General features: G+C 75.7%; 20 protein-coding genes and 3 tRNA genes. 6 read left to right on the top strand and 17 right to left on the bottom strand.

Features of this window, described 5'->3' with window-relative positions:
• Positions 1-18 precede the first annotated feature (18 nt).
• The 6 genes from WHI96_RS16155 to orn all read right to left on the bottom strand — a co-directional run bounded on the left by WHI96_RS16155 (position 19) and on the right by orn (position 3,145).
• The gene (locus WHI96_RS16155) at positions 19-1,260 is read right to left on the bottom strand and encodes an FAD-dependent oxidoreductase (RefSeq protein ID WP_345646331.1); all 1,242 of its coding nucleotides are present in this window, start codon (positions 1,258-1,260) and stop codon (positions 19-21) included.
• Positions 1,261-1,269: 9 nt separating this feature from the next.
• The gene (locus tag WHI96_RS16150; RefSeq protein ID WP_345646334.1) at positions 1,270-1,902 is read right to left on the bottom strand and encodes a class I SAM-dependent methyltransferase; all 633 of its coding nucleotides are present in this window, start codon (positions 1,900-1,902) and stop codon (positions 1,270-1,272) included.
• 220 nt (positions 1,903-2,122) lie between these two features.
• Positions 2,123-2,198: transfer RNA gene (locus tag WHI96_RS16145), tRNA-Lys, on the bottom strand.
• Between the two features lie 23 nt (positions 2,199-2,221).
• Positions 2,222-2,294: transfer RNA gene (locus tag WHI96_RS16140), tRNA-Lys, on the bottom strand.
• An 81-nt stretch (positions 2,295-2,375) separates the two neighbouring features.
• Positions 2,376-2,448 (bottom strand) — tRNA-His (locus WHI96_RS16135).
• A gap of 64 nt (positions 2,449-2,512) precedes the next feature.
• Positions 2,513-3,145, bottom strand: coding sequence for an oligoribonuclease (gene orn, locus WHI96_RS16130; protein ID WP_345646337.1), 633 nt, complete (start codon positions 3,143-3,145; stop codon positions 2,513-2,515).
• Between the two features lie 79 nt (positions 3,146-3,224).
• On the opposite strand from orn, the gene WHI96_RS16125 reads away from it, so the two are divergent.
• The gene (locus WHI96_RS16125) at positions 3,225-4,787 is read left to right on the top strand and encodes a helicase HerA-like domain-containing protein (protein ID WP_345646340.1); all 1,563 of its coding nucleotides are present in this window, start codon (positions 3,225-3,227) and stop codon (positions 4,785-4,787) included.
• 9 nt (positions 4,788-4,796) lie between these two features.
• Here WHI96_RS16125 and WHI96_RS16120 read toward each other — a convergent pair whose 3' ends face one another.
• The 5 genes from WHI96_RS16120 to WHI96_RS16100 form a co-directional block, all read right to left on the bottom strand.
• Positions 4,797-6,482: a PH domain-containing protein gene (locus WHI96_RS16120; RefSeq protein ID WP_345646343.1), complete on the bottom strand. Its 1,686-nt coding sequence runs from the start codon at positions 6,480-6,482 to the stop codon at positions 4,797-4,799.
• Positions 6,479-7,030: a PH domain-containing protein gene (locus WHI96_RS16115; protein WP_345646347.1), complete on the bottom strand. Its 552-nt coding sequence runs from the start codon at positions 7,028-7,030 to the stop codon at positions 6,479-6,481. Before WHI96_RS16115 ends, WHI96_RS16120 begins: the two co-directional genes overlap by 4 nt.
• Positions 7,031-7,202: 172 nt before the next feature.
• Positions 7,203-9,251 carry a glycosyltransferase family 39 protein gene (locus WHI96_RS16110; RefSeq protein WP_345646350.1) on the bottom strand — a complete coding sequence of 683 codons (2,049 nt, stop codon included), beginning with the start codon at positions 9,249-9,251 and terminating at the stop codon, positions 7,203-7,205.
• A complete protein-coding gene (locus WHI96_RS16105; protein ID WP_345646353.1) occupies positions 9,248-10,534 on the bottom strand; it encodes a bifunctional glycosyltransferase family 2/GtrA family protein in 1,287 nt (428 codons plus the stop codon). Before WHI96_RS16105 ends, WHI96_RS16110 begins: the two co-directional genes overlap by 4 nt.
• An 83-nt stretch (positions 10,535-10,617) precedes the next feature.
• Positions 10,618-12,657, bottom strand: coding sequence for a glycosyltransferase family 39 protein (locus WHI96_RS16100; RefSeq protein ID WP_425571612.1), 2,040 nt, complete (start codon positions 12,655-12,657; stop codon positions 10,618-10,620).
• Positions 12,658-12,993: 336 nt separating this feature from the next.
• Here WHI96_RS16100 and WHI96_RS16095 point away from each other — a divergent pair, with 336 nt between their 5' ends.
• Positions 12,994-13,512: a GNAT family N-acetyltransferase gene (locus WHI96_RS16095; RefSeq protein ID WP_345646356.1), complete on the top strand. Its 519-nt coding sequence runs from the start codon at positions 12,994-12,996 to the stop codon at positions 13,510-13,512.
• Positions 13,509-14,294, top strand: a complete 786-nt coding sequence (locus WHI96_RS16090; RefSeq protein ID WP_345646359.1) for an HAD family hydrolase — start codon at positions 13,509-13,511, stop codon at positions 14,292-14,294. The genes WHI96_RS16095 and WHI96_RS16090 overlap by 4 nt, the downstream gene beginning before the upstream one ends.
• On the opposite strand, the gene WHI96_RS16085 is transcribed toward WHI96_RS16090, so the two are convergent.
• Positions 14,291-15,202 (bottom strand): ferredoxin family protein, encoded by a 912-nt coding sequence (locus WHI96_RS16085; RefSeq protein ID WP_345646362.1) that lies wholly within the window; start codon positions 15,200-15,202, stop codon positions 14,291-14,293. The genes WHI96_RS16090 and WHI96_RS16085 overlap by 4 nt on opposite strands.
• Before the next feature lie 53 nt (positions 15,203-15,255).
• Positions 15,256-16,914: an AMP-binding protein gene (locus tag WHI96_RS16080; RefSeq protein ID WP_345646365.1), complete on the bottom strand. Its 1,659-nt coding sequence runs from the start codon at positions 16,912-16,914 to the stop codon at positions 15,256-15,258.
• A 165-nt stretch (positions 16,915-17,079) separates the two neighbouring features.
• Here WHI96_RS16080 and WHI96_RS16075 point away from each other — a divergent pair, with 165 nt between their 5' ends.
• The 3 genes from WHI96_RS16075 (at position 17,080) to WHI96_RS16065 (ending at position 19,030) form a co-directional block, all read left to right on the top strand.
• Positions 17,080-17,280: a hypothetical protein gene (locus tag WHI96_RS16075; RefSeq protein ID WP_345646368.1), complete on the top strand. Its 201-nt coding sequence runs from the start codon at positions 17,080-17,082 to the stop codon at positions 17,278-17,280.
• 62 nt (positions 17,281-17,342) lie between these two features.
• A complete protein-coding gene (gene speG / locus WHI96_RS16070; protein ID WP_345646371.1) occupies positions 17,343-17,882 on the top strand; it encodes a spermidine N1-acetyltransferase in 540 nt (179 codons plus the stop codon).
• A 353-nt stretch (positions 17,883-18,235) separates the two neighbouring features.
• Complete coding sequence (locus WHI96_RS16065; RefSeq protein ID WP_345646374.1) at positions 18,236-19,030, top strand: MerR family transcriptional regulator; 795 nt, start codon at positions 18,236-18,238, stop codon at positions 19,028-19,030.
• On the opposite strand, the gene WHI96_RS16060 is transcribed toward WHI96_RS16065, so the two are convergent.
• The 4 genes from WHI96_RS16060 to WHI96_RS16045 all read right to left on the bottom strand — a co-directional run bounded on the left by WHI96_RS16060 (position 19,019) and on the right by WHI96_RS16045 (position 22,711).
• A complete protein-coding gene (locus WHI96_RS16060; RefSeq protein ID WP_345646377.1) occupies positions 19,019-20,236 on the bottom strand; it encodes a sensor histidine kinase in 1,218 nt (405 codons plus the stop codon). The two genes, WHI96_RS16065 and WHI96_RS16060, sit on opposite strands and share 12 nt — an antisense overlap.
• Before the next feature lie 288 nt (positions 20,237-20,524).
• Positions 20,525-21,265, bottom strand: a complete 741-nt coding sequence (locus WHI96_RS16055; protein WP_345646379.1) for a response regulator transcription factor — start codon at positions 21,263-21,265, stop codon at positions 20,525-20,527.
• Between the two features lie 52 nt (positions 21,266-21,317).
• Entirely contained in the window at positions 21,318-22,079 is a 762-nt protein-coding gene (locus WHI96_RS16050; protein ID WP_345646382.1) for a siderophore-interacting protein, read from the bottom strand.
• A 26-nt stretch (positions 22,080-22,105) separates the two neighbouring features.
• Positions 22,106-22,711 carry a TetR/AcrR family transcriptional regulator gene (locus WHI96_RS16045; RefSeq protein WP_345646385.1) on the bottom strand — a complete coding sequence of 202 codons (606 nt, stop codon included), beginning with the start codon at positions 22,709-22,711 and terminating at the stop codon, positions 22,106-22,108.
• Positions 22,712-22,724: the final 13 nt, after the last annotated feature.

The raw sequence follows: 22,724 nt of genomic DNA, 5'->3' as shown, positions 1-22,724 counted from the left end.
GTCCGCCGCGGCGGGCGCTCAGGCGGGGACCGGGGCCAGACCCAGCTCCCGTGCCAGCTCCGGTGTCGGGTGCACCGGGACGGGACCGTAGGCGTTGCCCCGGGCCGAGCGCCGCCGCACGGCGGGCAGGCGCATCAGCAGCCGGACGAACGCGGGCGGGGCGATGGTGCGGCCGCGCTCGCGGGCCCGTGCGACGCCCCGCTCGATGCGGACCTGCCGGCTCTGCACGGACACGATCGCGGGCTCCCGCTCGGCCTGGACCGCGGCGAGCGTCGCGGTGCCGACCGTGCCCGCCCGCAGCGCGGGGACCAGGTGGTTCGCCGCGGCGAGCGCGTCCTGCAGGGCCATCAGGATCCCGTTGCCGCCGACCGGGGAGATGACGTGCGCGGCGTCGCCGATCAGCAGCAGGCCGGGCCGGTGCCAGGTCGGCACCCGGGAGATGTCGACCGACAGCAGCGTGGCGTCGTTCAGGTCGGTGAGCAGCCCGACCCGGTCGGCCAGCCACGGCACGAGCCCGGCGACCTCGCGGCGCACGTGCTCCACCCCGGCCTCGCGCAGCGCCGGGTAGCCGCCCTTGGGCAGCGACAGGCCGACCTGCCAGCGCTCCTCGCCGCCGAGCAGGCCGACGTAGCTGCGGGTGCCGAGGAACAGGTCGACGGCGGCGTCGGGCGGGTCGTCGTCGTGGCGGGGCAGCGCGAACCACAGCAGGTCGGTGGTGGCGCCCTGGGACTGTGCGGTCAGACCGGCGAGGGTGCGCAGGCGGGAGGACCGGCCGTCGGCGGCGACGACCAGCCCGGCGTCGATCCGCTCCCCGGACCGCAGGGTCACCCCGCGGACGGGGTCGTCGTCGGTGCCCGCGCCGAGCAGGCCGTTCACCGCGGCGCCGGTGCGCAGCTCGAAGGTCGGCAGGGTCGCCGCCTCGGCGGCGAGGAAGTCGAGGAACCGGGCCTGCGGCATGAGCGCGACGTAGTCGTAGGGGGTGTCGAGCAGGCCGTAGTCGGTGGTGGTGACCGTCCCGCGGCCGGTGCGGAAGCGGAACCGCCGGGCCGGGACGTGCGGCTGCTCCAGCAGGCGTCCGGCGAGCCCGAGCCGGTCGAACAGTTCGAGCGTCCACGGGTGCAGGGAGTCGCCGCGGAAGTCGCGGTCGAAGGTCCGGTGGCGTTCGAGCAGTGTCACCGGCAGGCCCGCCCGGGCCAGCAGGTAGGCGAGCAGCATGCCGCCGGGGCCACCGCCCGCGACGATCGTCCGTTCCGCGGTCACCCGGCCATGTTAGCTTGCCGAACGAGTGTCTCGCTCGTCGAGAGAGTTGAACTGGGGGAGCGGTCGGCGGCACAGGAAGGTGCGGGCGGGCGGCGGGTTGCGCCACTCGGTCGCGGTCTCGACGACCTCGTCGAAGTGGGTGTCGAGCAGGTCACGCAGCACCCGCACCCGGTTCGGCAGCGCCATCCAGGTGATGATCATGCTCATCACCCCGCCCGGGACCAGCCGGCGCGCGATCGTGCCCATGACCTGCAGGCGCAGGGTCTGCGGGAACACCGCCCACGGCAGGGTCGAGACGAACGCGTCGACCTCGGTGATGCCGGCATCGTCGAGGATCCGGTCCAGGTCGGCGACGTCGCCCTGCACGACCTCCAGCCACGGCTTGTGCCGGCGCAGGTGCGCGACCAGCTCGGAGTCGATCTCGATCGCGAGGTAGCGCGCGTGCGGCCCGAGCCGCTCGCGGATCGGCTCGGCGAGCACCCCCGGTCCGGCGCCGAGCTCGACGACGACGCCGTTCGTCCCGCGCGGGACGACGGCGGCGAGCTGGCGGCACAGCCGCCGCCCGGTGAGGAACGGGGTCGCGAGCTGGTCCATCTTCGAGAACGAGCGTTTGAGGAAGACGGCGTGGTCGGGTCGGCCCATGCGGTACATCGTGGCGGGTGTGGCCCGATCGGTCCTGTTCGGGCGAGCAGGGTCACGGCCGTCGACCACCGAGCGCTGTCACGCAGTGTCATCGACCGGTGGTGAGGTCGCCGAGTCCACGGACGGCACAGGGAATCGTCGTCCGTCGTTGACGTACGGCATGGTGAACAGGGCCGAGGCCGCGACGGCCGCCCTCCGTGTCGGAGGGCGGCCGTCGTGATGGTGCGCCGTCAGGGACTTGAACCCCGAACCCGCTGGTTAAGAGCCAGCTGCTCTGCCAATTGAGCTAACGGCGCATGTGTTCAGTTGTGGTCCTGCGTGCGCCGTCAGGGACTTGAACCCCGAACCCGCTGGTTAAGAGCCAGCTGCTCTGCCAATTGAGCTAACGGCGCGTGTGTACTTGTCGTGCCTCGCCCACGCACGGAGGACCGATCCCGGGCGTGCGGTGGGATCGATCGCCGAGGCGGCGACCGGGTGAGTGACGGGACTTGAACCCGCGGCCCCCTGGACCACAACCAGGTGCTCTACCAACTGAGCTACACCCACCATGCGTTCTCCCGGGCACTCCCGGAAGCGCTGGACCACTGTAGCCCGCCCGCTCCGGGGGACGTCAGGCGGGGGTCGTACCGCCCTCCGGGGGCGCCGCGACGTGCGCGACCGCGGCCGCGGCGGCCTGCGCCTGCTCGGTCGTCGGGCCGGGCGGGGCCACGAACAGCGCCTGCCGGTAGTAGGCCAGCTCGCGGATCGACTCGCGGATGTCGGCGAGCGCGCGGTGCGCGAGGCCCTTCTCCGGCTTCGCGTAGAACACCCGTGGGAACCAGCGCCGCGCCAGCTCCTTCACCGAGCTGACGTCGATCATCCGGTAGTGCAGGTACCCGTCGAGCTCGGTCATGTCCCGGGCGATGAACCCGCGGTCGGTCGCGATCGAGTTGCCGGCCAGCGGCGCGGAGCGGGCATCCGGGACGTGGGTGCGGACGTAGTCGAGCACCATCTTCTCGGCCTGCTCGATCGTGACCGTCGCGCGCCGGACCTCCTCGGTCAGCCCGGACCGGGCGTGCATGTCGCGCACGACGTCGGGCATCGCGTCGAGCTTCGCGTCCTCGCAGGCGATCACCACGTCGACGCCCTCGCCGAGGATGTTGAGGTCGCCGTCGGTGACCAGTGCCGCGATCTCGATCAGGGCGTCGGAGCCCAGATCCAGCCCGGTCATCTCGCAGTCGATCCACACCAGCCGATCGGTCATCGGCACAGCCTAGGTGACATCGGTGCAACGGGCGCGAGCCTCGCCCGTCACCGTCGGGGGAGTGCCCTAGGCTCGCGCCGTGGCTGACGACTCACCTGCTCGCACCATCGCCGCCGGATACGCCACCGACGGGGCCGCGCTGGAGCTCGGCACCGTCCTGGTCGACGGGGCGTGCGACCCGCAGGCCCGGGTACGGATCCCGCTCGCGACGCTGAACCGGCACGGCCTGGTGGCCGGGGCGACCGGCACCGGCAAGACCAAGACGCTGCAGGCACTGGCCGGGCAGCTGTCCGACGCCGGCGTCCCGGTCCTGCTCGCCGACGTCAAGGGGGACCTGTCCGGCATGGCCCGCGCGGGCGAGCCGAACGACAAGGTCACCGCCCGCGCGACCGACACCGGCGACGACTGGGTCCCGACCGCGTACCCGGTGCAGTTCCTGTCGCTGGGCGACGGCGGCGTCGCCGTCCCGGTGCGGGCCACGCTGACCCAGTTCGGCCCGATCCTGCTGGCGAAGGTGCTCGGCCTCAACGCCACCCAGGAGTCCACCCTCGGCCTGATCTTCCACTGGGCCGACCAGCGCGGGCTGCCGCTGCTCGACACCAAGGACCTGCGCGCGGTCATCGGGCACCTCACCTCCGACCAGGGCAAGGCCGACCTCAAGGGCATCGGCGGGGTCTCCCCGGCGACGGCCGGGGTCATCCTGCGCGCGCTGGTCAACCTGGAGGCCCAGGGTGGCGAGGAGTTCTTCGGCGAGCCCGAGTTCGACCCCGCGGACCTGATGCGGCAGATCGACGGGAAGGGCGTCGTCACCCTGCTGGAGCTGGCCGAACGCGCCGCGAACCCGGTGCTGTTCTCCACGTTCCTGATGTGGCTGCTCGCCGAGCTGTACGAGGAGCTGCCCGAGGCGGGCGACCTCGACCGGCCCAAGCTGGTGTTCTTCTTCGACGAGGCGCACCTGCTGTTCACCGACGCCTCGAAGGCGTTCCTCGACCGCATCGAGCAGACCGTCAAGCTCATCCGGTCCAAGGGCGTCGGCGTGTTCTTCTGCACCCAGCTGCCCACCGACGTGCCGAACGAGGTGCTGTCCCAGCTGGGCGCGCGGATCCAGCACGCGCTGCGGGCCTTCACCCCGGACGACCAGAAGGCGCTGTCGCGCACCGTACGGACCTACCCGAAGTCCGACGTCTACGACCTGGAGTCGGCGCTCACCTCGCTGGGCACCGGCGAGGCCGTCGTCACGGTGCTGTCCGAGCGCGGCGCGCCGACGCCGGTGGCGTGGACCCGGCTGCGGGCCCCGCGCTCGTTGATGGCCGCCCTGCCGGTCAACGACGTCCGCGCCGACGCCGCCGCCTCCCCGCTGCAGGCGAAGTACGGGCAGATGGTGGACCGCGAGTCGGCCTACGAGAAGCTCACCGCGAGCATCGCGGCCGGCCCGGGCGGCGAGGCGACGCCGGTCGACGCGCCCCCGGCCCCCGCCCCGGAGCCGGGTCAGGCCCCGCCGCCCCCGCCGCAGGACTCGCCGGGCGGCGGGTTCTTCTCCAAGATCGGGGACTTCCTGCAGTCGCCGACCGGCCGTCAGCTCACGAACACGGTGACCCGCGAGATCACCCGCAGCCTGTTCGGGACCCGCCGGCGTCGCTGACCCCTCGGGTCAGGCCCGGAACGGGGCGACCGCGTCCGGGGTCACCGCGGCCATCAGCGCGACGGCGTCGGCGGGGTCCAGGTCCAGCACCTGAACCGCCCCGCCGCCCGCGGCGGTGGTCGCCTCCAGTGTCAGCACCCCGGCGCGGCGCTGGAACAGGCTCTGCCGTACCCGCCAGCCGATGACGCCGTCGCGGCGCAGCGCGGTCGTCGTGCGGAGCAGCGACCCGTGCCGGGCGACGAGGTAGCGCTCGTCGAGCCGGTGGCCCAGGGCGCGGTAGCGGTCCAGCGCGAGCGGCACGGCCAGCATCACCAGTGCGACACCCACCACCACCGGCCACACCGCGGCGTCGAACCAGGCGAGCACCCCGAGCGCCGCGGCGGGGACCAGCGCCGGACCGACCGCGCGGACCAGCCGCCGGGTCCGGGCCCGCGGCGGGTGCGCCCGCAGCGGGCCGTCGGTGACCGGGCCGGTCGCGCGTGCGGCCGTCGCGGCGACGGCGTGGGCGTGCGCGCGGCGCACCGGCGGGCCGAGGGCGCCGCCGCCGGAGTCCGTGTCCTCCCCGGCGAGCCCGACGGTCAGCGCGCCGGCCTGGGCGCCGCCGCCCAGGGCGCGCACCAGCAGCGGCTCGGACACCGTCACCCCGCGCAGCCGCTGCTCGGACACCGACAGCGACCGCTTGGTCAGCAGGCCGCGTCGCACCCGCAGCGTGCCGTCGGGCTCGCGGCTGAGCCGGTAGTCCCACCAGCGCTCCACGAACAGCACGATGCTGCCGGCGACCATGACCAGCAGCAGCAGCCCGACCGCGACGAGCACCGTCGCCCAGACCGGTGCGGCCGACAGCTCCCCGGCGACGGCGTCGGCGCCGGGCAGCGAGCGCGGGTCGAGGCCGGTCTCGTTCAGCACGTTCCAGCCGGCGCCGGCCAGCGCGCCGATCGCGGCCAGCGAGCCGACCGTCAGCGGGGCGTAGCGCAGCGAGGACCAGTCGATCCTGTCGAGCTCCTCGCCGGCGGGGTCGACGGGATCCGCCGGGCCGACGGACGCCCCGTCCCCGGCGGCGCCGTTCCCGTCGGCACCGGCCCCGTCGGCACCGGCCCCGTCGGCACCGGCCCCGCCGGCACCGTCCTCGCCGGCACCGTTCCCGTGGACCCCGGTCCGGTCGGCCCCGGTCCCGTCGGCGGCCGCGGCCGGTCCGCGTGCCGGGTCGGGGCGGGCGAGCAGCTCGCGGCGCAGCCGCTCGGCCTCGGCGGTGGTGACGGCGTCGAGGTCGAGGCCCGCGTCCGACCCGCTCTGCCCGGAGCCGACCTTCACCACCGACAGCCCGACGAGCCGGTGCAGCAGCGGTGCGGTCAGGTCGACGGTGCGGATCCGGTCCCGCGGCACCGAGCGGCGCTGCCGGTTCAGCAGCCCGCTGTGCAGCTCGACGCGCTCGTCGGTGATCCGGTAGCGGGTGGTGCGCCAGCGCACGACGCCCACCGCGACCGCGATGACGACCGCCGCCCCCGCGATCCAGACCTGGGTGGAGTTGCCGCTGCCCGCGCCGAACAGGACCAGCACGACCAGTGCGGGGGCCAGCCGCAGCAGCGCGGTGGCCGGGCCGACGAGCAGCATCCGGCCCGGCAGCCGTCGCCAGCCGACCTCGTCGGGGGTCGTGCCGGTGCCGTCCGCGCGTGCGACGGGTGCGGGCTCGGTCACGTCGCGTCCCCGCTGTGCCGCCCGGTCGTCTCGGTGAGCCTGCGGGCCAGCTCGGCGGCGGCGTCGGCGTCGAGCCCGGCGATGCGGACCGGGCCGCGGGCCGACGCGGTCGTGACGGTCACCGTCGCCAGGCGCAGCGCCTGCTGCAGCGGGCCGTGCTCGGTGTCGACGGTCTGCACCCGTGGGATCGGCGCGATCCGCCACTCCCGCACCAGCCAGCCGGACCGGGTGTAGACGGCGTCCTCGGTCACCTCCCAGCGGTGCAGCCGGTACCGCAGACCGGGCACGACGAGTGTCCCGACCAGCAGCCACAGCACCGTCAGCACCACGGTGGCGACCAGCAACCCGTGCCACGGGACCGCGGGCAGCAGGAACCACGCGACGCCCTGGCCGACGAGCAGCACGAGCGGGACGGGCGCCGCCGAGAGCCGCCACCACCAGATCGCGCGGGGGTCGACCCGGTTCGCGGGTGGGCGCAACGGGAGCGGCAGCGCGTCGGTCGGGATCCCGGATCCGGGGTCGCCGGTGCGGGGGCCGGTGGCGGTCATGGCCCCACTCTGCCGAACGGCACCCGGGGGAGCATCCGAGCACGCCGTCGGAGATCCCACTGTCGCCGAAAGAGGGGTGCCGACCGAGAGAGGGGTGCCGCCGAGTGGCACACCACGTGCGTGCGGGATCCGGGTCCGGGTACGTGGTGTGCCACTCGGCGGGCGACGACGGTCAGCGGGCCTGCGCGGACAGGTCGTAGACCGTGGTCCCGTCGACGGTCGTCGCGGTGTAGTGCTGCGCGACCCAGGCGGTGATCTCCGCACCGGTGCCGCCGCGACCGCCGCCGGGGCCACCCCGCTCGCCGCCGCCGACGAAGTACCGGACGTCGCCCTGCGCGACGTACTGCCGGAACCGGTCCAGGGTGGGGGAGGGGTCGCTGCCGGAGAAGCCGCCGATCGCCATGACGGCGGTGTCCCCGCCCGCGGCGAGCATCATCGACGCCGCGCCCTGCGAGCCGACCGTCGCCGCGGCCCAGCGGGCCGGACCCGCGTCCCGCAGCAGCGCGACGACCTGCGCGCCGGTCCGCTCGGTCCCCGGACCGCCGCCGAACGCCCCGGGGGCTGCCGCCGTCGGGTCCCCGGGCGCGCCGGGTGCTCCGGGAGCCGCCGCGCCGGTCCCGTCGAGGCCCCGGTCGCGGTCGCCGAGCCCGTCGCGGAACCCGCCCGGGCTCCGGTCGGCTCCGGCGATCTCCGGCCCGGCGGTCGGGATGGATCCCTCGTGCGAGGTCGCCACGGTCTGGACGGTGTAGGCCGCGGGGGCGGCGACCCCGCTCAGGACCGCGACACCGAGGGCCACGGCGAGCCACCGCCGTCCGCGGGCGGGGACCAGCAGGGCCGCGCCGGCCACGACGCCCGCCACCAGCACCACCCAGCGCAGCCAGGGCAGGAACTGCGGTGACCAGCCGAGCAGCACGAACGCCCACACCGCGGTCCCGGCGACGGCGACGGCGAGCACCCCGCGGACCCACCGGAGGTCCCGGTGCCCGAGCAGCTCGCGGCCGCCGACCGCGACCAGCGCCGCGATCCCGGGCGCCAGCGCCACCGTGTAGTACGGGTGGACGATCCCCTCCATGAACGACAGCACCAGCACCGTCACCGACGTCCAGCCGCCCCACACGAGCAGCGAGCCGCGGACGGCGTCGGTGCGCACCGCGCGCCCGCGCAGCACCAGCGCCGCGACGAGCAGCAGCAGCGCGGCCGGGAGCAGCCAGGAGATCTGGGTGCCGAACGACGTCTCGAACATCCGCAGGAACCCGGCCCGACCGCCGAAGCTCCCGCCACCGGGACCACCCGGCGGCATGCCGCCACCGGCGGGGGCGCCGCCCGGGAACGCACCGGCCGCGGTGTCGCGCACGGTGTCACGGCCGCGGCCGCCCTCGCCGCCGACGATCCGGCCCAGGCCGTTGTAGCCGAAGGCCAGGCCGAGGGGGGTGTCGTCCCCGGACCCGCCGATGTACGGACGGGCGTCGACCGGCCACAGCGCGACGGCGAGCAGCCACCAGCCGGCACCGACCACGATCCCGGCACCGCCGACGAGCAGCTGCCACACCCGTCGCCACGGACGGCCGGGCGCGGCCCACAGCCAGGCCAGGGCCAGACCGGGCAGCACCAGGAACGCCTGCAGGGACTTGGTCAGGAACGCGAACCCGAGCACCAGCCCGACCGCGGCGATCCACCGGGTCCGGCCGTCCTCCAGACCCCGGACCAGCAGGTACGCCGCCGCGACGAGCAGCAGTGTCAGCATCGCGTCGGGGTTGTCGAAGCGGAACATCAGCGCCGCGACGGGCGTCAGCGCCAGCAGTGCCCCGGCGAGCAGCCCGGCGCCGTGCCCGGACACCCGGCGCACCGCGGCGTACAGCAGCCCGACCGCGGCGACGCCCATCAGCACCTGCGGCACCAGCAGGCTCCAGGGCGAGAACCCGACGATCCGTGCGGAGATCTCCATCGGCCACAGCGACGCGGGCGGCTTGTCGACGGTGATCGCGTTCGCCGGGTCGAGGGAGCCGAAGAAGAACGCCGTCCCGTCGTTCGCCCCGGCCTGCACCGCGGCGGCGTAGAAGGAGTTGGCCCAGCCCGAGGCGCCCAGGTTCCACAGGTAGAGCGCGCCCGTCGCGACGAGCAGCGCGGCGACCGAGACGGGCCGGGTCCGGCGGCGCGGACCGTCGGACGGGGGCGGGGGCGCGTCGGACCGGGTGGGGAACCGGTCGAGGGTGCCGGTCATGCGGCGGTCGCCTTCCCGAGCGGCGCGGCGGTGGACCGGGTGCGGAACACCCAGGAGCGGAACAGGACGAAGCGCAGCACCGTCGCGACCAGGTTGGCCCCGACGATCACCGCGGCCTCGACGGCCAGGTGCGCGCCGGGCGCGACGGCGCCGAGCACGGCGAGGGCGCCGGTGGTCAGGACGAGGCCGAGCGCGAACACGATCAGCCCCTGGAACTGGTGGGTGACCGCGCGGTCCCGGCCGCGGACGCCGAAGGTGAACCGCCGGTTCAGCGCGGTGTTGGCGACCGCGCAGACCAGCAGGGCGACGACGTTCGCCGCGATCGGCCCGAGCATCCCGCGCAGCGCGAGGAACAGCAGCAGGTTCGCCACCGTCGACGCGACGCCGATCGCGGCGAAGCGGGCCAGCTGGAACGGCATCGCCCGCGGCACCCCGGGCACCGCCGGCGGGGCCAGCGGCGCCCGCCCGAGCTGCGCGCGGACCTCGGCCAGCGGCAGCGCACCCGTCGCCAGTGCCCGGCCGACCCGCCACACGCCCTTCAGGTCCGCGACGGCCGTCGCCACGACGTCCACGCTGGAGTCCGGGTCGTCGACCCAGTCGACGGGCACCTCGTGGATGCGCAGCCCGGACCGCTCGGCCAGCACCAGCAGCTCGGTGTCGAAGAACCAGCCGGTGTCCTCGACCAGCGGAAGCAGCCGCCGCGCCACGTCGGAGCGGATCGCCTTGAACCCGCACTGGGCGTCGGAGAAGCGTGCCGAGAGCGCACCGCGCAGGATCAGGTTGTAGCTGCGCGAGATGAACTCCCGCTTCGGCCCGCGCACCACCCGCGAGCCGCGACCCAGCCGGGTCCCGATCGCGAGGTCGGAGTGCCCGGACACGAGCGGGGCGACCAGGGGGAGCAGCGCGCCGAGGTCGGTGGAGAGGTCGACGTCGCAGTAGGCGAGCACGTCGGCGTCGGAGCCGGACCAGACGTGGCGCAGCGCGCGGCCGCGGCCCTTCTGCTCCAGGCGCACCGTGCGGACCTCGTCGATCTCGGCGGCGAGGCGCTGCGCGATCTGCGGGGTGGCGTCGGTGCTGGCGTTGTCGGCGACGGTGATCCGGAACGAGTAGGGGAACCCGGAGGCGAGGAACGCGTGCAGGCGCCGCACCGAGGACTCCAGGTCGCGCTCCTCGTCGAGGACGGGGACGACGATGTCGAGCACGGTCCGGCCGCGGTCGGACGGACGCGCCCCGGGCCGGGCCGGGTGGGTGCCGGTGGCGGGGCCGGCGACGACTGTGGTCATGGGATCGACGATCGGGGCCCGCGCTGTCGCGGCCGTGTGATCGACCTGTGCGTCGGCTGTGAGCCGGTCGGCCGCCCGCCGGGTCACGACGCGCTCAGGTCGTGGAGGGTGACGCCGTCGACGGTGCGGGCCGGGAACGTCGCCGCGACCCACTCGGCGATGCGGCGCGCGTCGTCGCTGCCGCCGGAGGCGGTGGAGATCATCCCGCTGCCCGCGGAGCCGATGAACCAGTGGATCCGGTGCTGCGCCACCATCTGCTGGAACTGCGCGAGCGTCGGGTAGGGATCGGTGCCGTTGAACCCGCCGACGGCGAGCACCGGTGCCCCCGAGGCGAGCTGGTAGCCCGCCGCCTGCATGGAACCCACCGTGGCCGCGGCCCAGGTGAACCCGCCGGCCCGCTCCGAGATCAACCCCGTGACCTGCGACGACGGCGTGGGCGCGCTGAGGATGCCGCCCGGCCCGCCGGCACCGCCCGGCCCCCGGGTGGGTCCGCCACCGGCCCACCCGCCGCCCTGCGTCGTGCCGCCCGGTGCTCCGAGGGTTCCGCCGGTGGCCGTCCCGGTCGCGGCGGTCGTGCCGCCCGGTGCGCCGGTCCCGGGTGCCCGGCCGGCCCACGGCCCGCGCATCCCGCCGGGCCCACCCCGGCCCCCGCCCGGTCCGGACGCATAGCCCTCCGGCCCGGAGCTCGGGATCGCGCCGGTGTGCGGTGTCGCCGCCGTCGCCAGCGCCCAGGCCGTCGTCCCGCCGGCTCCGGCCAGCAGCGCCGCGGTGAGCACCCCGGTGGCGAGCGCCCGCGGCATCCGGTGCACCCCGAGCAGGGCGAGCGCCGCGCCGAGCCCGACGACGAGCACCGCAGGCCGCAGCCACCCCGGCCAGGCCGCGGGCAGCAGCGCGTAGGCCCACACCGCCGTCGCCGCGACCGCCGCGGCCAGCCGGCAGCGGGCGGCCGCGGACGCGCGGTCCCGCCACAGCGTCGCCCCGCCGATCCCGACCAGCGCGGCGACCGCCGGGGCCAGCGCGACGGTGTAGTAGCTGTGCACGATCCCGGCCATCAGGCTGAACGTCAGCCCGGTGACCAGCAGCCAGCCGCCCCACAGCACGGTCGCCGCGCGCAGCGGGTCGGTGCGCGGTGCCCGCCGGGTCCACCACAGCAGCACCGCGAGCAGCAGCAGTGCCGCCGGGAGCAGCCAGGACGCCTCCCGGCCCATCTCCGAGCCGAACAGCCGCAGCAGCCCGGTCTCGCCCCAGCCACCGGCGCGTCCCCCCGCGCCGCCGCCGACGGAACCGACCTCGTCGCCGGTGAGCCGCCCGACGCCGTTGTAGCCGAACACCAGCTCCAGCACGCTGTTCCCCTGGGAGCCGCCGATCCAGGGCCGGTCCGCGGCCGGCCACAGCTCCACGACCAGCACCCACCAGCCCGCCGAGACCAGCAGCGCGACCCCGGCGACGAGCAGCGCCCGGATCCGCGGCCACCAGGCGACCGGGGCGGCGAGCAGCCACACGGCGGTGAACGCCGGCAGCACCAGGAACGCCTGCAGCATCTTGGTGAGGAAGCCGTAGCCGACCAGCAGGCCGACGAGCACCAGCCACCGGGTGCGGCCCTGCTCGACCGCCCGGGTGAGGGCGTAGGCGGCGCCGGTCAGGACGAGCACGAGCATCGCGTCCGGGTTGTCGAAGCGGAACATCAGCACCGCGACCGGGGTGAGCGCGAGCGCGGCCCCGGCCACCAGCCCGGCCCCCGGCCCGGCGACGCGCCGGACCGCGGCGTACAGCAGCGCGACCGCGCCGACGCCCATCAGCGCCTGCGGCACCAGCACGCTCCAGCTCGACAGCCCGAACAGCCGCACCGCCAGCCCGATCGGCCACAGCGCCCCCGGTGCCTTGTCGACGGTGATGCCCCCGGCCGCGTCGGAGGCGCCGAAGAACCACACCGACCAGCTCTGCCCGCCCGCCTGCGCGGCCGCCGCGTAGAACGCGTTGGCCCAGCCCGAGGCCGACAGCCCCCACAGGTACAGCGCGGCCGTCGCGGCGAGCAGCACCGCGAGCGGCAGGTGCCGCCACCGTCGCGTCGGCGGTGGGGACGGTGCGGGGGCGGGCCGGGGCCGGGACAGGGTGCTCGTCACCCGGGCGACGCTGCTCCGCCGCGCTGTGCGGAACCGGTGATCGACCTGTGAACCAGCTGTGCCGGCCCACCCTGGTCCGCTCCCGGTCCGTCGATCAGTACATGAGCGCTGTGAGCCCGTGCCGCGACAGCACTCATGCACTGATCGACACCAGGGCAGGGCGGACGCGCCCGGTGCGACGCGGGCGGTGCGACGCGACGCGGGGCGGGGCGGGGCGGGCGGTGTGGAACGCGCGGGTGTCACGGTGCGGAGCGGGTGCGGGCGGTGCGGTGCGTCGGGCGGTGCGGCGGGCGGGTCGCGGTGCGGGGTGAGGGGGGTACGGGGCAGGATCGGGGTGTGCCGATCCCCGCCCCGACCTCGGCGCCGATCCCGACCGGCCCCCGGCTGGTGCTCCCCGGCTGGACCCCGGAGGTCGCGGCGGCCGTCGTCGCCGGGACCCGGCGCGGTGACTGGGCGCCGGACTTCCCCGCCGACGGCGATCGGGTCGTCGCCCGGCTGCTCGCCCGCGACCCGGCGGGGCCGGGCTGGGGCGAGCTCGGGCACCGGCTGCTCGTCGAACGCGACGGCGGCACGGTCGTCGGCGGCGCGGGCCTGTTCCCCGCCCCCGACGACGGCCCGGCCGCCGTCGAGCTCGGCTACGGCGTGGTGCCCTCCCGCCGCGGTCGCGGCTACGCCGTCGAGGCCGCCCGCCTGCTGCTCGCGCTGGCCCGCTCGGCCGGGGCGTCCCCGCTGGTCGCGGGTGTCGAGCCCGGCAACCCCGCCTCGGAGCGGGTGCTGGAGCGGATCGGGATGCGCCCCACCGGGACCCGCGACGGCGTCGCACGGTTCCGGCTCGACGTAGGGTCGACGACGTGATCAGGCTCGTCGCGCTCGACATCGACGGCACCATCGTCCACGGGCGCAGGCCCCCGAGCCCCGCGGTCCTCGACGCGATCGCGCTCGCCGGGACCCGGGCCGAGGTGATGCTGTGCACCGGCCGGACCGTCGTCGGTGTGGCCGGCGCGCTGGACGCGATCGGGCTGCGCGACGGCGTCACCCTGACCTCGAACGGCGCGGTCGAGATGGAGACCGCGACCCGTCGCGTCCTGGCGATGGAACGGCTCGCCCCCGAGGCCGTGACCGCGGCCCTGGACGTGATGACCGAGCGGTTCCCGGGGGCGGTGTTCGCCTGCGAGCACGTCGGCGTCGGACAGCGGGTCAGCGCCCCGTTCCCGGACGGCGTGCTCGCCGGCACCGTGACCGAGGTCGGCCACGCCGGTCTGCTCGACGAGCCGACGCCCAAGCTCGTCATGTACTGGCCGGGGCACGACCCGGACGAGACCGCGGCCCGCGCGGCCCGGCTGCACGTTCCCGGCACCGAGCCGACCCTGGACCACGAGCTGCCGTGGGTGACGCTGGTGCCGGCCGGGGTGTCCAAGGCGTCCGGGCTCGCGCGGGTCGCGGCCCGGCTCGGCGTCGACCGCTCCGAGGTCCTCGCCGTCGGCGACGGCGACAACGACCGCGCGATGCTGCGCTGGGCGGGCCGCGGGATCGCGATGGGGCAGGCCCCGCCGCAGGTGCACGCCGACGCCGACGAGTCGACCGGCACCGTCGCGGAGGACGGCCTGGCCCGCGCCCTGGAGCGCGCGTTCGGCTAGTGCCCGACGGGAGTGCCCGCGACCAGCGGCGTCGCCGCCTCGAGGGCCGCCCCGCAGGACGGCGGCCGCGGCGGCAGCGACGAGTCGATGACCACCGGCACCGTCCAGACGCGGCCGTCACGGGACCGGACGGTCACGTCCCCCGGGCCGTCGACGGCGTCGACGAGCAGCGCGGTGGCGTCCCCGATGCCGGTGTGCTCGCGCACGGCGAGCTCGGCGAGCTGGCGGACCGGGTCCAGCCCGGTGTGCCCGCGGCAGCTCCACGGGTCGACGCCGCCCCCGGCCGCGGCCTTCAGCGCGGCCAGCGCGCCGCCGGTGTCGAGGCGGCCGTAGGCGTAACCGGTGGGCAGCACCAGCGCGGTCGGCGCGAACCGGTGCCCGCCGAGGTGGGTGCACTCCCAGACGTCGGCGCCCTCGGCGGCCAGCTCCCCGGCGAGCGCGCGGCCGCGGACGGCGCAGCAGACGTCCCGCCTGCCGTGCGCGCACACCAGCATCACCGGGTCGGTGACCGGGGTGCCCGCGCCCGGGTCGAGGTCGATGCCGGCGAGGTCGTCGGTGCCGCGCACGGTGCGCGACCACACCCGCGAGCCGCCCGGGGCGAGGTCGGCGACGTAGACGGTGCGGTCGCCGTCGGCGTCGCAGCGGCCCTCGCGGCCGGGGCGGCGGATCAGCAGCAGGATGACGTCGTCGGCGCGGAGCCGGTCGAACAGCGCGGTGACCGCCGGGTCCGGGTGGTCGGCGACCTTCCGCGGCCACGCCCCGACGTGCTCGACCGCGACGAGGCGGCGCACGTGCGGCGCGGTCCCGGTCATCGGCTCGCCGACGGCCTCGCTCAGCCCGGCACAGCCCGCGGCGGGCGCCCCGGCGGGGGGACCTCCGAGTGCGCCACGTGCCGCGGTGACCGTCATCGGGCCATCTTAGGGAAGGTTTCCCTGACTTCAACTCGGGACGCCCGGTCGGGTCACTCCCGGCCGGGGAGCTCCGTGCGCAGCACCTTCCCGGTCTGGTTGCGCGGCAGCTCGTCCAGGAAGTGCACGTCCCGCGGGGCGGCGAACTTCTCCAGGTCGGACCTCACCCGGCTGCGGATCGCGTCCGCGGTGACGTCGGCTCCCGGCTCGAGCACCACCCAGGCGGCGAACCGCTGGCCGTACTCGTCGTCGTCCACTCCGAGCACGCAGGCCTCGCGCACCCCGTCCATCCCCGCGACGAGGTCCTCGACCGGGCCGGGGTGCAGGTTCTCCCCGCCCGAGACGATCATGTCGTCGGCCCGGCCGGTGAGGAACAGCCGTCCCTGCTCGTCGAGGTGCCCGACGTCGCCGGTCCCGAGCAGCCCGTCGCGCTCCTCCAGGCCGTCCTCGCCACCGGTGTAGCCCTCGAACGGCAGGTCGTTGCCCACGAACACCCGGCCGTCGACGCCTGCCGCGGCGGGCCGGTCGTCGTCGTCGAGGATGACCAGGGTGGTCCCGGCCGGGGCGCGGCCCGCGGTGCCGGGGGCGTCGCGCAGGTCCTCCGGTCCGGCGATCGAGACCCAGGAGACCTCGGTGGAGCCGTAGAGGTTGTAGAGGCAGTCGCCGAAGCGGTCCATGAACCGGTTGGCCTGCCCGCCGGGCAGCGCCGACCCGGAGACGGCCACGATCCGCGGGCCCTCGTCGTCGCCCCAGCCCTCGGCCTCGGACTCCAGGACCCGCTGGAGCATCACCGGCACCGCGAACACCGTCGTGCACCGGCGTCCGCGCACGGCGGTGAGGAACCCCTCGGGGGTGAACCTGCGGCGCAGCACGACGGTCGCGCCGTGCAACGCGGCGAGCAGCAGCCCGGCGTTGCCCCAGGTGTGGAACAGCGGCGCGGCGATGTGCGTCGGCTCGCCGGCGCGCAGCGGGATCGCCGACAGGATCGACGCCGCCGGGGCGAGGGTCGACGGGTGCGGCCGCTTGGCGCCCTTCGGCGTCCCGGTGGTGCCGGAGGTCAGCACGATCTGCTTGGACGGTTCCGGCCTGAACGGCAGCTCGCCCGGCCCGCCGCGCTCGACCATCGCCTCGAGGTCGTCGAGCGCGCGGTCGCCCGCGGGGCGCGGCCCGTCCGGGGTGCGGGTCAGCACGACGCGCGGCCCGGCCGGGACGATGTCGAGGAGGTCCGGGTCGGCGACGATCGTGTGCAGCTGCTGCTGCTCCTGCACCCCGCGCAGCTGCTCGGCCGAGAGTCCGGTGTTGACCAGCACGACGTCGGCGCCGGCCTTGCCCGCCGCGACCATCGCCTCGATCGGCGCGCGGGCGTTGCGGCACAGCACCCCGACCGGGGCGCCCGGCCCGGCGCCGGAGTCGAGCAGCGCCAGCGCGAGGCTGTCGGTGCGGGCCTCCAGCTCGGCGTAGGTGGTGACCCCGTCGTCGTCGACGACGGCGAGCCGGTACGGGTGGCGGGCGGCCCCGACGGCGAACGCCGCGGTGATGCTGTTGCCGTAGCGCACCAGGGCCCGGCCCATCCCGTACAGCCTCCCCGGGCCGAGCGGGCGGACGACGCCCGAGCGGGTCAGGGCCACGGCGGCGCGGGCGGTGCCGCTGCCCAGCTCGTAGGCGGTACGGGCGGTGCCGGAGAGGTTCTGGAGCAGCGGGGAGCCAGCCATGCGGCGCAGTCTGGCAGGGCCACCCGTCGGGTCGCCGGGTCCGGTGCGGGGATCTGTGTCAGAGGTCACTGGGCATGTCCGTCATGTTTCGTGGGGTGAAGACGATGTGTCCCTCGGTGACCCACAGGTCGCCGAACCCTCCACCACACACCGTCGGGGATCCTGATGCGCCTCTACCTGCCCACACGCACGTCCGCCTCCGGCCGCACCCTGGTCCGCGCGGGACGTCCGACCAAGTCGATGCCCGGGTTCGGCGGCCTCGCCGGCGTCTGCCGCTGCGGAGCGGCCCGGCCCGCCGACACGCGCGCCCTGCCGTGGCGCGACTGTCCGTCCTGCACGCCGCAGCGGGCCCGCGCCGGGCGCTGAGCGGCCCGGCCTCGTAGGTTTCCGGGTCGACGGGCACCGGGCCCGTCGACCGCGGAGGCCCCATGAGCACGCCCACCCCCGTGATGCGGCTGCGCGCCCTCGAGCGCGAGGACCTGCCGTTCGTCCACGGGCTGTCGAACGACTCCGGGATCATGTCGTACTGGTTCGAGGAGCCCTACGAGTCGCTCGTCGAGCTGCAGGAGATCTTCGCCCGGCACGTGCACGACAACCGCGAGCGGCGGTTCACCATCGACTGCGCGGGCGAGCGCGCCGGCCTGGTCGAGCTGGTGGAGATCGACTACATCCACCGCAACGCCGAGTTCCAGATCATCGTCGCCCCCGCCTTCCAGGGCCGGGGTCTCGCCGCCCGCGCCACCGCCGCGGCCCTGGACTACGCCTTCGGCGTGCTGAACCTGCACAAGGTGTACCTCGTCGTCGACGTCGACAACGCCCGCGCCGTGCGCGCCTACGAACGCACCGGCTTCGTCGTCGAGGGCGAGCTGCGCGAGGAGTACTTCGCCAGCGGCCGCTACCACGACGCGTACCGGATGGCGGTGCTGCAGCGCGAGCACCTCGGTCGCACCGTCGACGGACCGCGCTGAACGGACCGGACCGGACCGGCCGGCAGGGAGGGGGACCCGTCGGCCGGCCCGGCGTGCACCGGTCGCGGGCATGCGACCGGAGTCGGGCGCGTCGACCGTGGTGGCGACGACACCCACGAACAGTACTATCCCGCCGTGTACTCGTGTCAACGTTCCGCTACGCTGAGCTCATGACCAGCAGGAACCGGGTGTGGGTCGGTGTCAGATCGATGTCGCGGTACGGATCGGGCAACCGATGACATCGTTGATCGTCGGGTGAGCGCCCGCGACCGTCGTCGCCGCGGGTCACGGGGTGGTCGCGGCCGCCCGTCGCCGCCGTGCGCGCCCGGCTACCCCGGGTAGGATCCGCCCCGATGTCCGGAACTCCGACGGCCGGGGACGAGTTCCCGATCGACAAGCTCGCCGCGCGTGCCGGCATGACCGTCCGCAACGTGCGCGCCCACCTGTCCCGCGGGCTGCTGCAGCCGGGGGAGATGCGCGGGCGCACCGCCTGGTACGGCCCCCTCCACCTGGCCCGGCTGGAGCTGATCGCCGGCCTGCAGCGGCGCGGGTTCTCGCTCGCCGCGATCGGTGTGCTGATCAACCAGACCCCCTCCGGCAGTGCCGAGGAGGCGTTGCGCCTCTACCGCGGCATGCTCGCCCCGTGGCAGCCGGAGGAGCCGGTCGAGCTCGCCGAGGAGGACCTGGCCGAGTGGGCCGGCGCCCGGACGTCCCCGGAGTTCGTCGGGCAGCTGGTCGCCTCCGGGATGATCGAGCGCACCGGCCCGGGGCGGCTGCGCGTGCTCAACCCGTCGATGGTCCGCTCCGGGGCGCACGCCGTCGCCCTCGGCCTGGCCCCGGAGGCGGTGCAGCAGGTCGGCGACGAGCTGCTGGCCCGCACCCGCGAGATCGCCGACATCTTCGTCGAGCTGTTCCGGGAGCAGGTCTGGGCGGCGCACGTCGCGGCCGGGCTGCCCCGCAGCGGCGTCGCGGACCTGCGCACGGCGGTCGAGGCCCTGCAGCCGGTCGCCACCCGGTCGCTGCTCGGCGCCTTCCGCCAGACGATGCAGCAGGCGATGGACGACTTCATCCGGCGGCTGTCCACCGACCTCGCCCCGACCGACCCGCCCGCCGACCCCGGGGTCGCGGAGCCGTCCTCAGACCGGTAGGTCGACGGTGAACACCGTCCGGCCGGGGGCGCTGTCGACCCCGGCCGTCCCGTCGTGGGCGGCGACGACCGCGGCCACGATCGCCAGGCCCAGCCCGGTACCGGGGGTGTCGTTCCCGGCGCGGGTGCGTCCCTCCGCGCCGCGGGCGAACCGCTCGAACACCCGGGGCGCGACGTCCGGGGCGATGCCGGGGCCGTCGTCGGCGACCCGCAGCCGGACCCGGCCGGGGACGGGCCGGTCGAGGGAGACGGTGACCGTCGTGCCGGGCGGGGTGTGGGTGCGGGCGTTCGCGAGCAGGTTGGTGAGCACCTGGGAGAGCCGGTGGGCGTCGCCGGTGACCGTGACCGGCTCGTCGGGCAGCTGCGGGAACCAGCGGTGGTCGCGGCCCGCCACGTGGGCGTCCCCGACGGCGTCGAGGACCAGCCGGGTGAGGTCCACCTCGGTGCGCTCCAGCGGGCGGCCCGCGTCGAGCCGGGCGAGCAGCAGCAGGTCCTCGACCAGGGTGGACATGCGTTCGGCCTGCGAGCTGATCCGGGCCAGTGCGTGCGTGGTCCGCTCCGGGACCGGGTCGCGCTCGCGGCGCGACAGCTCGGCGTAGCCGCGGATCGCCGTCAGCGGGGTGCGCAGTTCGTGGCTCGCGTCGGCGACGAAGCGGCGCAGCCGCGTCTCGGACTCCTGGCGGGCGGCGAGCGCGCCCTCGACGTTGTCGAGCATGTGGTTGAGCGCGGTGCCGACCTGGCCGACCTCGGTGCGGGGGTCGGGGTCGGGGACGCGGGCGGCGAGGTGGACCTCGCCCCGGTCCAGCGGGAGGTCCCCGACCCGCGCGGCGACGCCGGCGACGCGTTCGAGCGGGCGCAGCTCGCGGCGCACCAGCACGGCAGCCGCGATGCCCGCGAGCACCACCGCCCCGCCCAGCACGACGAGCTCGGTGACGACGAGCCTGCTCACGGTGGCGCCGGCGTTGTCCGGCTGCGCGATCAGGTAGGTCGTCGTCCCCTCGGTCCAGCCGATCGCCCGGTAGTCGCCCACGGACAGGGCGATGTCGTGCGGTGCGGTGTCGGCCGGCACCGACCGGAGCGCGCCGAGGTCGTCGTCGGACACCGCGGTGCTGGTGCCGCCGCGCTGGGCGAGCCGGGCCGAGACGACACGGCCGTCGTCGAGCACCGCGCCGATCGCGTTCGCACCCGGGCCGGGACCGAGGAACACCCCGTCGGGCGGGCCGGAGCGCCGGCCGCCGTCCCCGGAGGGGCGCCGGTCCCGTCGCCCGCGTCCTGGGTCAGCCGTCCGGGGGCGCGCCCGGTCTGCTGGGCGACGAAGCCCTCCAGGGAGAACGCCAGCTCGTGGTCCTGCCGGGAGGACAGGTAGCGGTCGAGCGAGAGCGTCGTCGCGACGCCGATCGCCACGCACGCCACCGTGAACAGCAGCAGCACCGTGACGACGAGCCGGGCCCGCAGCGAGCGGACCCGGCCGGAGACGCGGGTGACGACCACCGGGTCACCCCGCCGCGGGACGCAGCACGTAGCCCGCGCCGCGCACCGTGTGGATCATCGGCGGCCGGCCGGCGTCGATCTTCTTGCGCAGGTAGGACACGTAGAGCTCGACCACGTTGGACTGGCCGCCGAAGTCGTAGTTCCACACCCGGTCGAGGATCTGGGCCTTCGACAGCACCCGGCGCGGGTTGCGCATCAGGTAGCGCAGCAGCTCGAACTCGGTCGCGGTCAGTTCCACCGGGTCGCCGGCGCGTGAGACCTCGTGGGCGTCCTCGTCGAGCCGCAGGTCGCCGACGACGAGCTCGGAGGACCGCTGGGCGGCGACCATCCCGGCGCGGCGCAGCAGCCCCCGCAGCCGCGCGACCAGCTCCTCCAACGAGAACGGCTTGGTGACGTAGTCGTCGCCGCCCGCGGTCAGGCCCGCGACCCGGTCCTCGACGGCGTCGCGCGCGGTCAGGAACAGCACCGGCACCTCGGGGGTGTCGGCGCGGACCCGGCGCAGCACCTCGAACCCGTCGACGTCGGGCAGCATCACGTCGAGCACGATCGCGTCCGGGCGGAACTCGCGGGCGTGGCGCACCGCGGACATGCCGTCGCCGGCGGCGCGGACCTCCCAGCCCTCGTAGCGCAGGGCCATCGACAGCAGGTCCGACAGCGTGGACTCGTCGTCCACCACGAGCACCCGGATCGGGCCGCCGTCGGCGCGGCGCAGCGGGTCGGCGTCCCGGTCCATCACCTCGGTCATGCTAGGAGCACACCGCACGAACCTGTGCGACGGCTGTGCGCCGGCTGTCGGTTCACCGGGCGCGCCAGTACCCCGTGGCGTAGACGGCGCGCCGGTCGAACCCTCGCTCGCCGAGCAGGTGCGCGCGCAGCTCCTTGACCGCGGCGGACTCCCCGGACAGCCACGCCTGGCCGCGCCCGTCGGGCAGCCGTACGACCCGCACCGCCGCGACCAGCGGCGCACCCGCCGGGGCGTCGCCGCGGTGCACCCAGGTGACGGCGACGTCGCCGGGCAGGGTCTGCTCCTCGCCGGCGTCGGCGACCTCGGCGACGACCCGGACCGGCACCCCGGGGGCGGCCGCGGCGAGGGTCTCGCAGACGGTGGCGATGGCGGGCAGCGCGGACTCGTCGCCGATCAGGAGGTGGTGCTCGGCGGCCGGGTCCGGCTCCCAGCGCCCGCCGGGCTCGGACACCCCGACCCAGTCCCCGGGGGCGGCCGACACGGCCCAGGCGGCGGCCGGGCCGTGCCCGGCGTGGACGACGAAGTCGACGTCGAGCTCGCCGTGGCCGCCGGCGTCGGGGGCGAAGCGGCGCACCGTGTAGGTGCGGATCGCCGGGCGGGCCTCGCCGGCCGGCCAGACCGGTCCGCCGGTCGAGGCGCGCGGCACGGCGGGCCGCTCCTGGCCCTCGACCGGGAAGAACATCTTGATCCGGCGGTCCGGGCCGTGCCCGGGGAACCCGGCCAGCTCCTCGCCGGTCAGGGTCACCCGGACCATGCCGGGGGTGACCCGCTCGGTGCGGGTCACCTGCAGCAGGCGTGGTGCGGTCGTGCTCATGGCCGGGAATTGTCCCGGACGCGCGCTCAGGCCCGGTGGCCGAGGCCCGCCAGGCCGGTCCAGACCAGGTCCATCAGGTACTCGGTGGCCTGCTCGGCGGTGACCGACTCGTCCTGGCCGCGCCAGACGGCGAGCCGCTCGCAGGCCCCGACGATCACCTGCGCCCAGCCGGTCAGCCGGGCCTGCTCGGTGCCGGGGACCTGCGCGGCGAGCAGGGCGGCGGTGAAGTCGGTCTGCTGGGCGCGGATCTCCTCCAGTGCGGTGTCGGTGACCCCGGCCTCGGAGCAGAACAGCTGCCAGGCGGGCGCCCGCCGGTCGAGGTAGCGGAAGAAGGCCAGCGTCCCGCCCCGCAGCATCGTCTCCGGCGAGTCCGCGGCCCCCGCCGCCTGCGCGACGACGTCGAGCAGCTCGGACCGGGCCCGCGCGATCGCGGCCAGCAGCAGGCCCTCCTTGGACCCGAAGTGGGTGTAGAGCACCGGCTTGGTGACCCCGACCCGCTCCGCGACCTGCTCCATCGAGACCTGGGCGTAGCCCCGCTCGCCGAACACGGCGACGGCGGCGTCCACGATCTGGCGCTCGCGCTCCGCCCTGGGCACGCGACGGCGGGGGCCGGGTACGGTCTGCGCGGTCACGTCGGAGACTTTA

The sequence above is a fragment of the Pseudonocardia tropica genome, from assembly GCF_040105315.1.
Taxonomy (GTDB): Bacteria; Actinomycetota; Actinomycetes; order Mycobacteriales; family Pseudonocardiaceae; genus Pseudonocardia; species Pseudonocardia alni.
The sequence above is the reverse complement of the archived record's forward strand: the minus strand, read 5'-3'. Positions and strand labels throughout refer to the sequence as shown.

What these genes read in the sequence shown, in the direction of transcription:
- WHI96_RS16080 (WP_345646365.1), bottom strand. Translation starts at nt 16,914, where the DNA reads ATGGCTGGCTCCCCGCTGCTCCAGAACCTCTCCGGCACCGCCCGTACC.
- WHI96_RS16085 (WP_345646362.1), bottom strand. Translation starts at nt 15,202, where the DNA reads ATGACGGTCACCGCGGCACGTGGCGCACTCGGAGGTCCCCCCGCCGGG.
- WHI96_RS16050 (WP_345646382.1), bottom strand. Translation starts at nt 22,079, where the DNA reads ATGAGCACGACCGCACCACGCCTGCTGCAGGTGACCCGCACCGAGCGG.
- speG (WP_345646371.1), top strand. Translation starts at nt 17,343, where the DNA reads ATGAGCACGCCCACCCCCGTGATGCGGCTGCGCGCCCTCGAGCGCGAG.
- orn (WP_345646337.1), bottom strand. Translation starts at nt 3,145, where the DNA reads ATGACCGATCGGCTGGTGTGGATCGACTGCGAGATGACCGGGCTGGAT.
- WHI96_RS16105 (WP_345646353.1), bottom strand. Translation starts at nt 10,534, where the DNA reads ATGACCACAGTCGTCGCCGGCCCCGCCACCGGCACCCACCCGGCCCGG.
- WHI96_RS16115 (WP_345646347.1), bottom strand. Translation starts at nt 7,030, where the DNA reads ATGACCGCCACCGGCCCCCGCACCGGCGACCCCGGATCCGGGATCCCG.
- WHI96_RS16110 (WP_345646350.1), bottom strand. Translation starts at nt 9,251, where the DNA reads ATGACCGGCACCCTCGACCGGTTCCCCACCCGGTCCGACGCGCCCCCG.
- WHI96_RS16055 (WP_345646379.1), bottom strand. Translation starts at nt 21,265, where the DNA reads ATGACCGAGGTGATGGACCGGGACGCCGACCCGCTGCGCCGCGCCGAC.
- WHI96_RS16075 (WP_345646368.1), top strand. Translation starts at nt 17,080, where the DNA reads ATGCGCCTCTACCTGCCCACACGCACGTCCGCCTCCGGCCGCACCCTG.
- WHI96_RS16150 (WP_345646334.1), bottom strand. Translation starts at nt 1,902, where the DNA reads ATGGGCCGACCCGACCACGCCGTCTTCCTCAAACGCTCGTTCTCGAAG.
- WHI96_RS16065 (WP_345646374.1), top strand. Translation starts at nt 18,236, where the DNA reads ATGTCCGGAACTCCGACGGCCGGGGACGAGTTCCCGATCGACAAGCTC.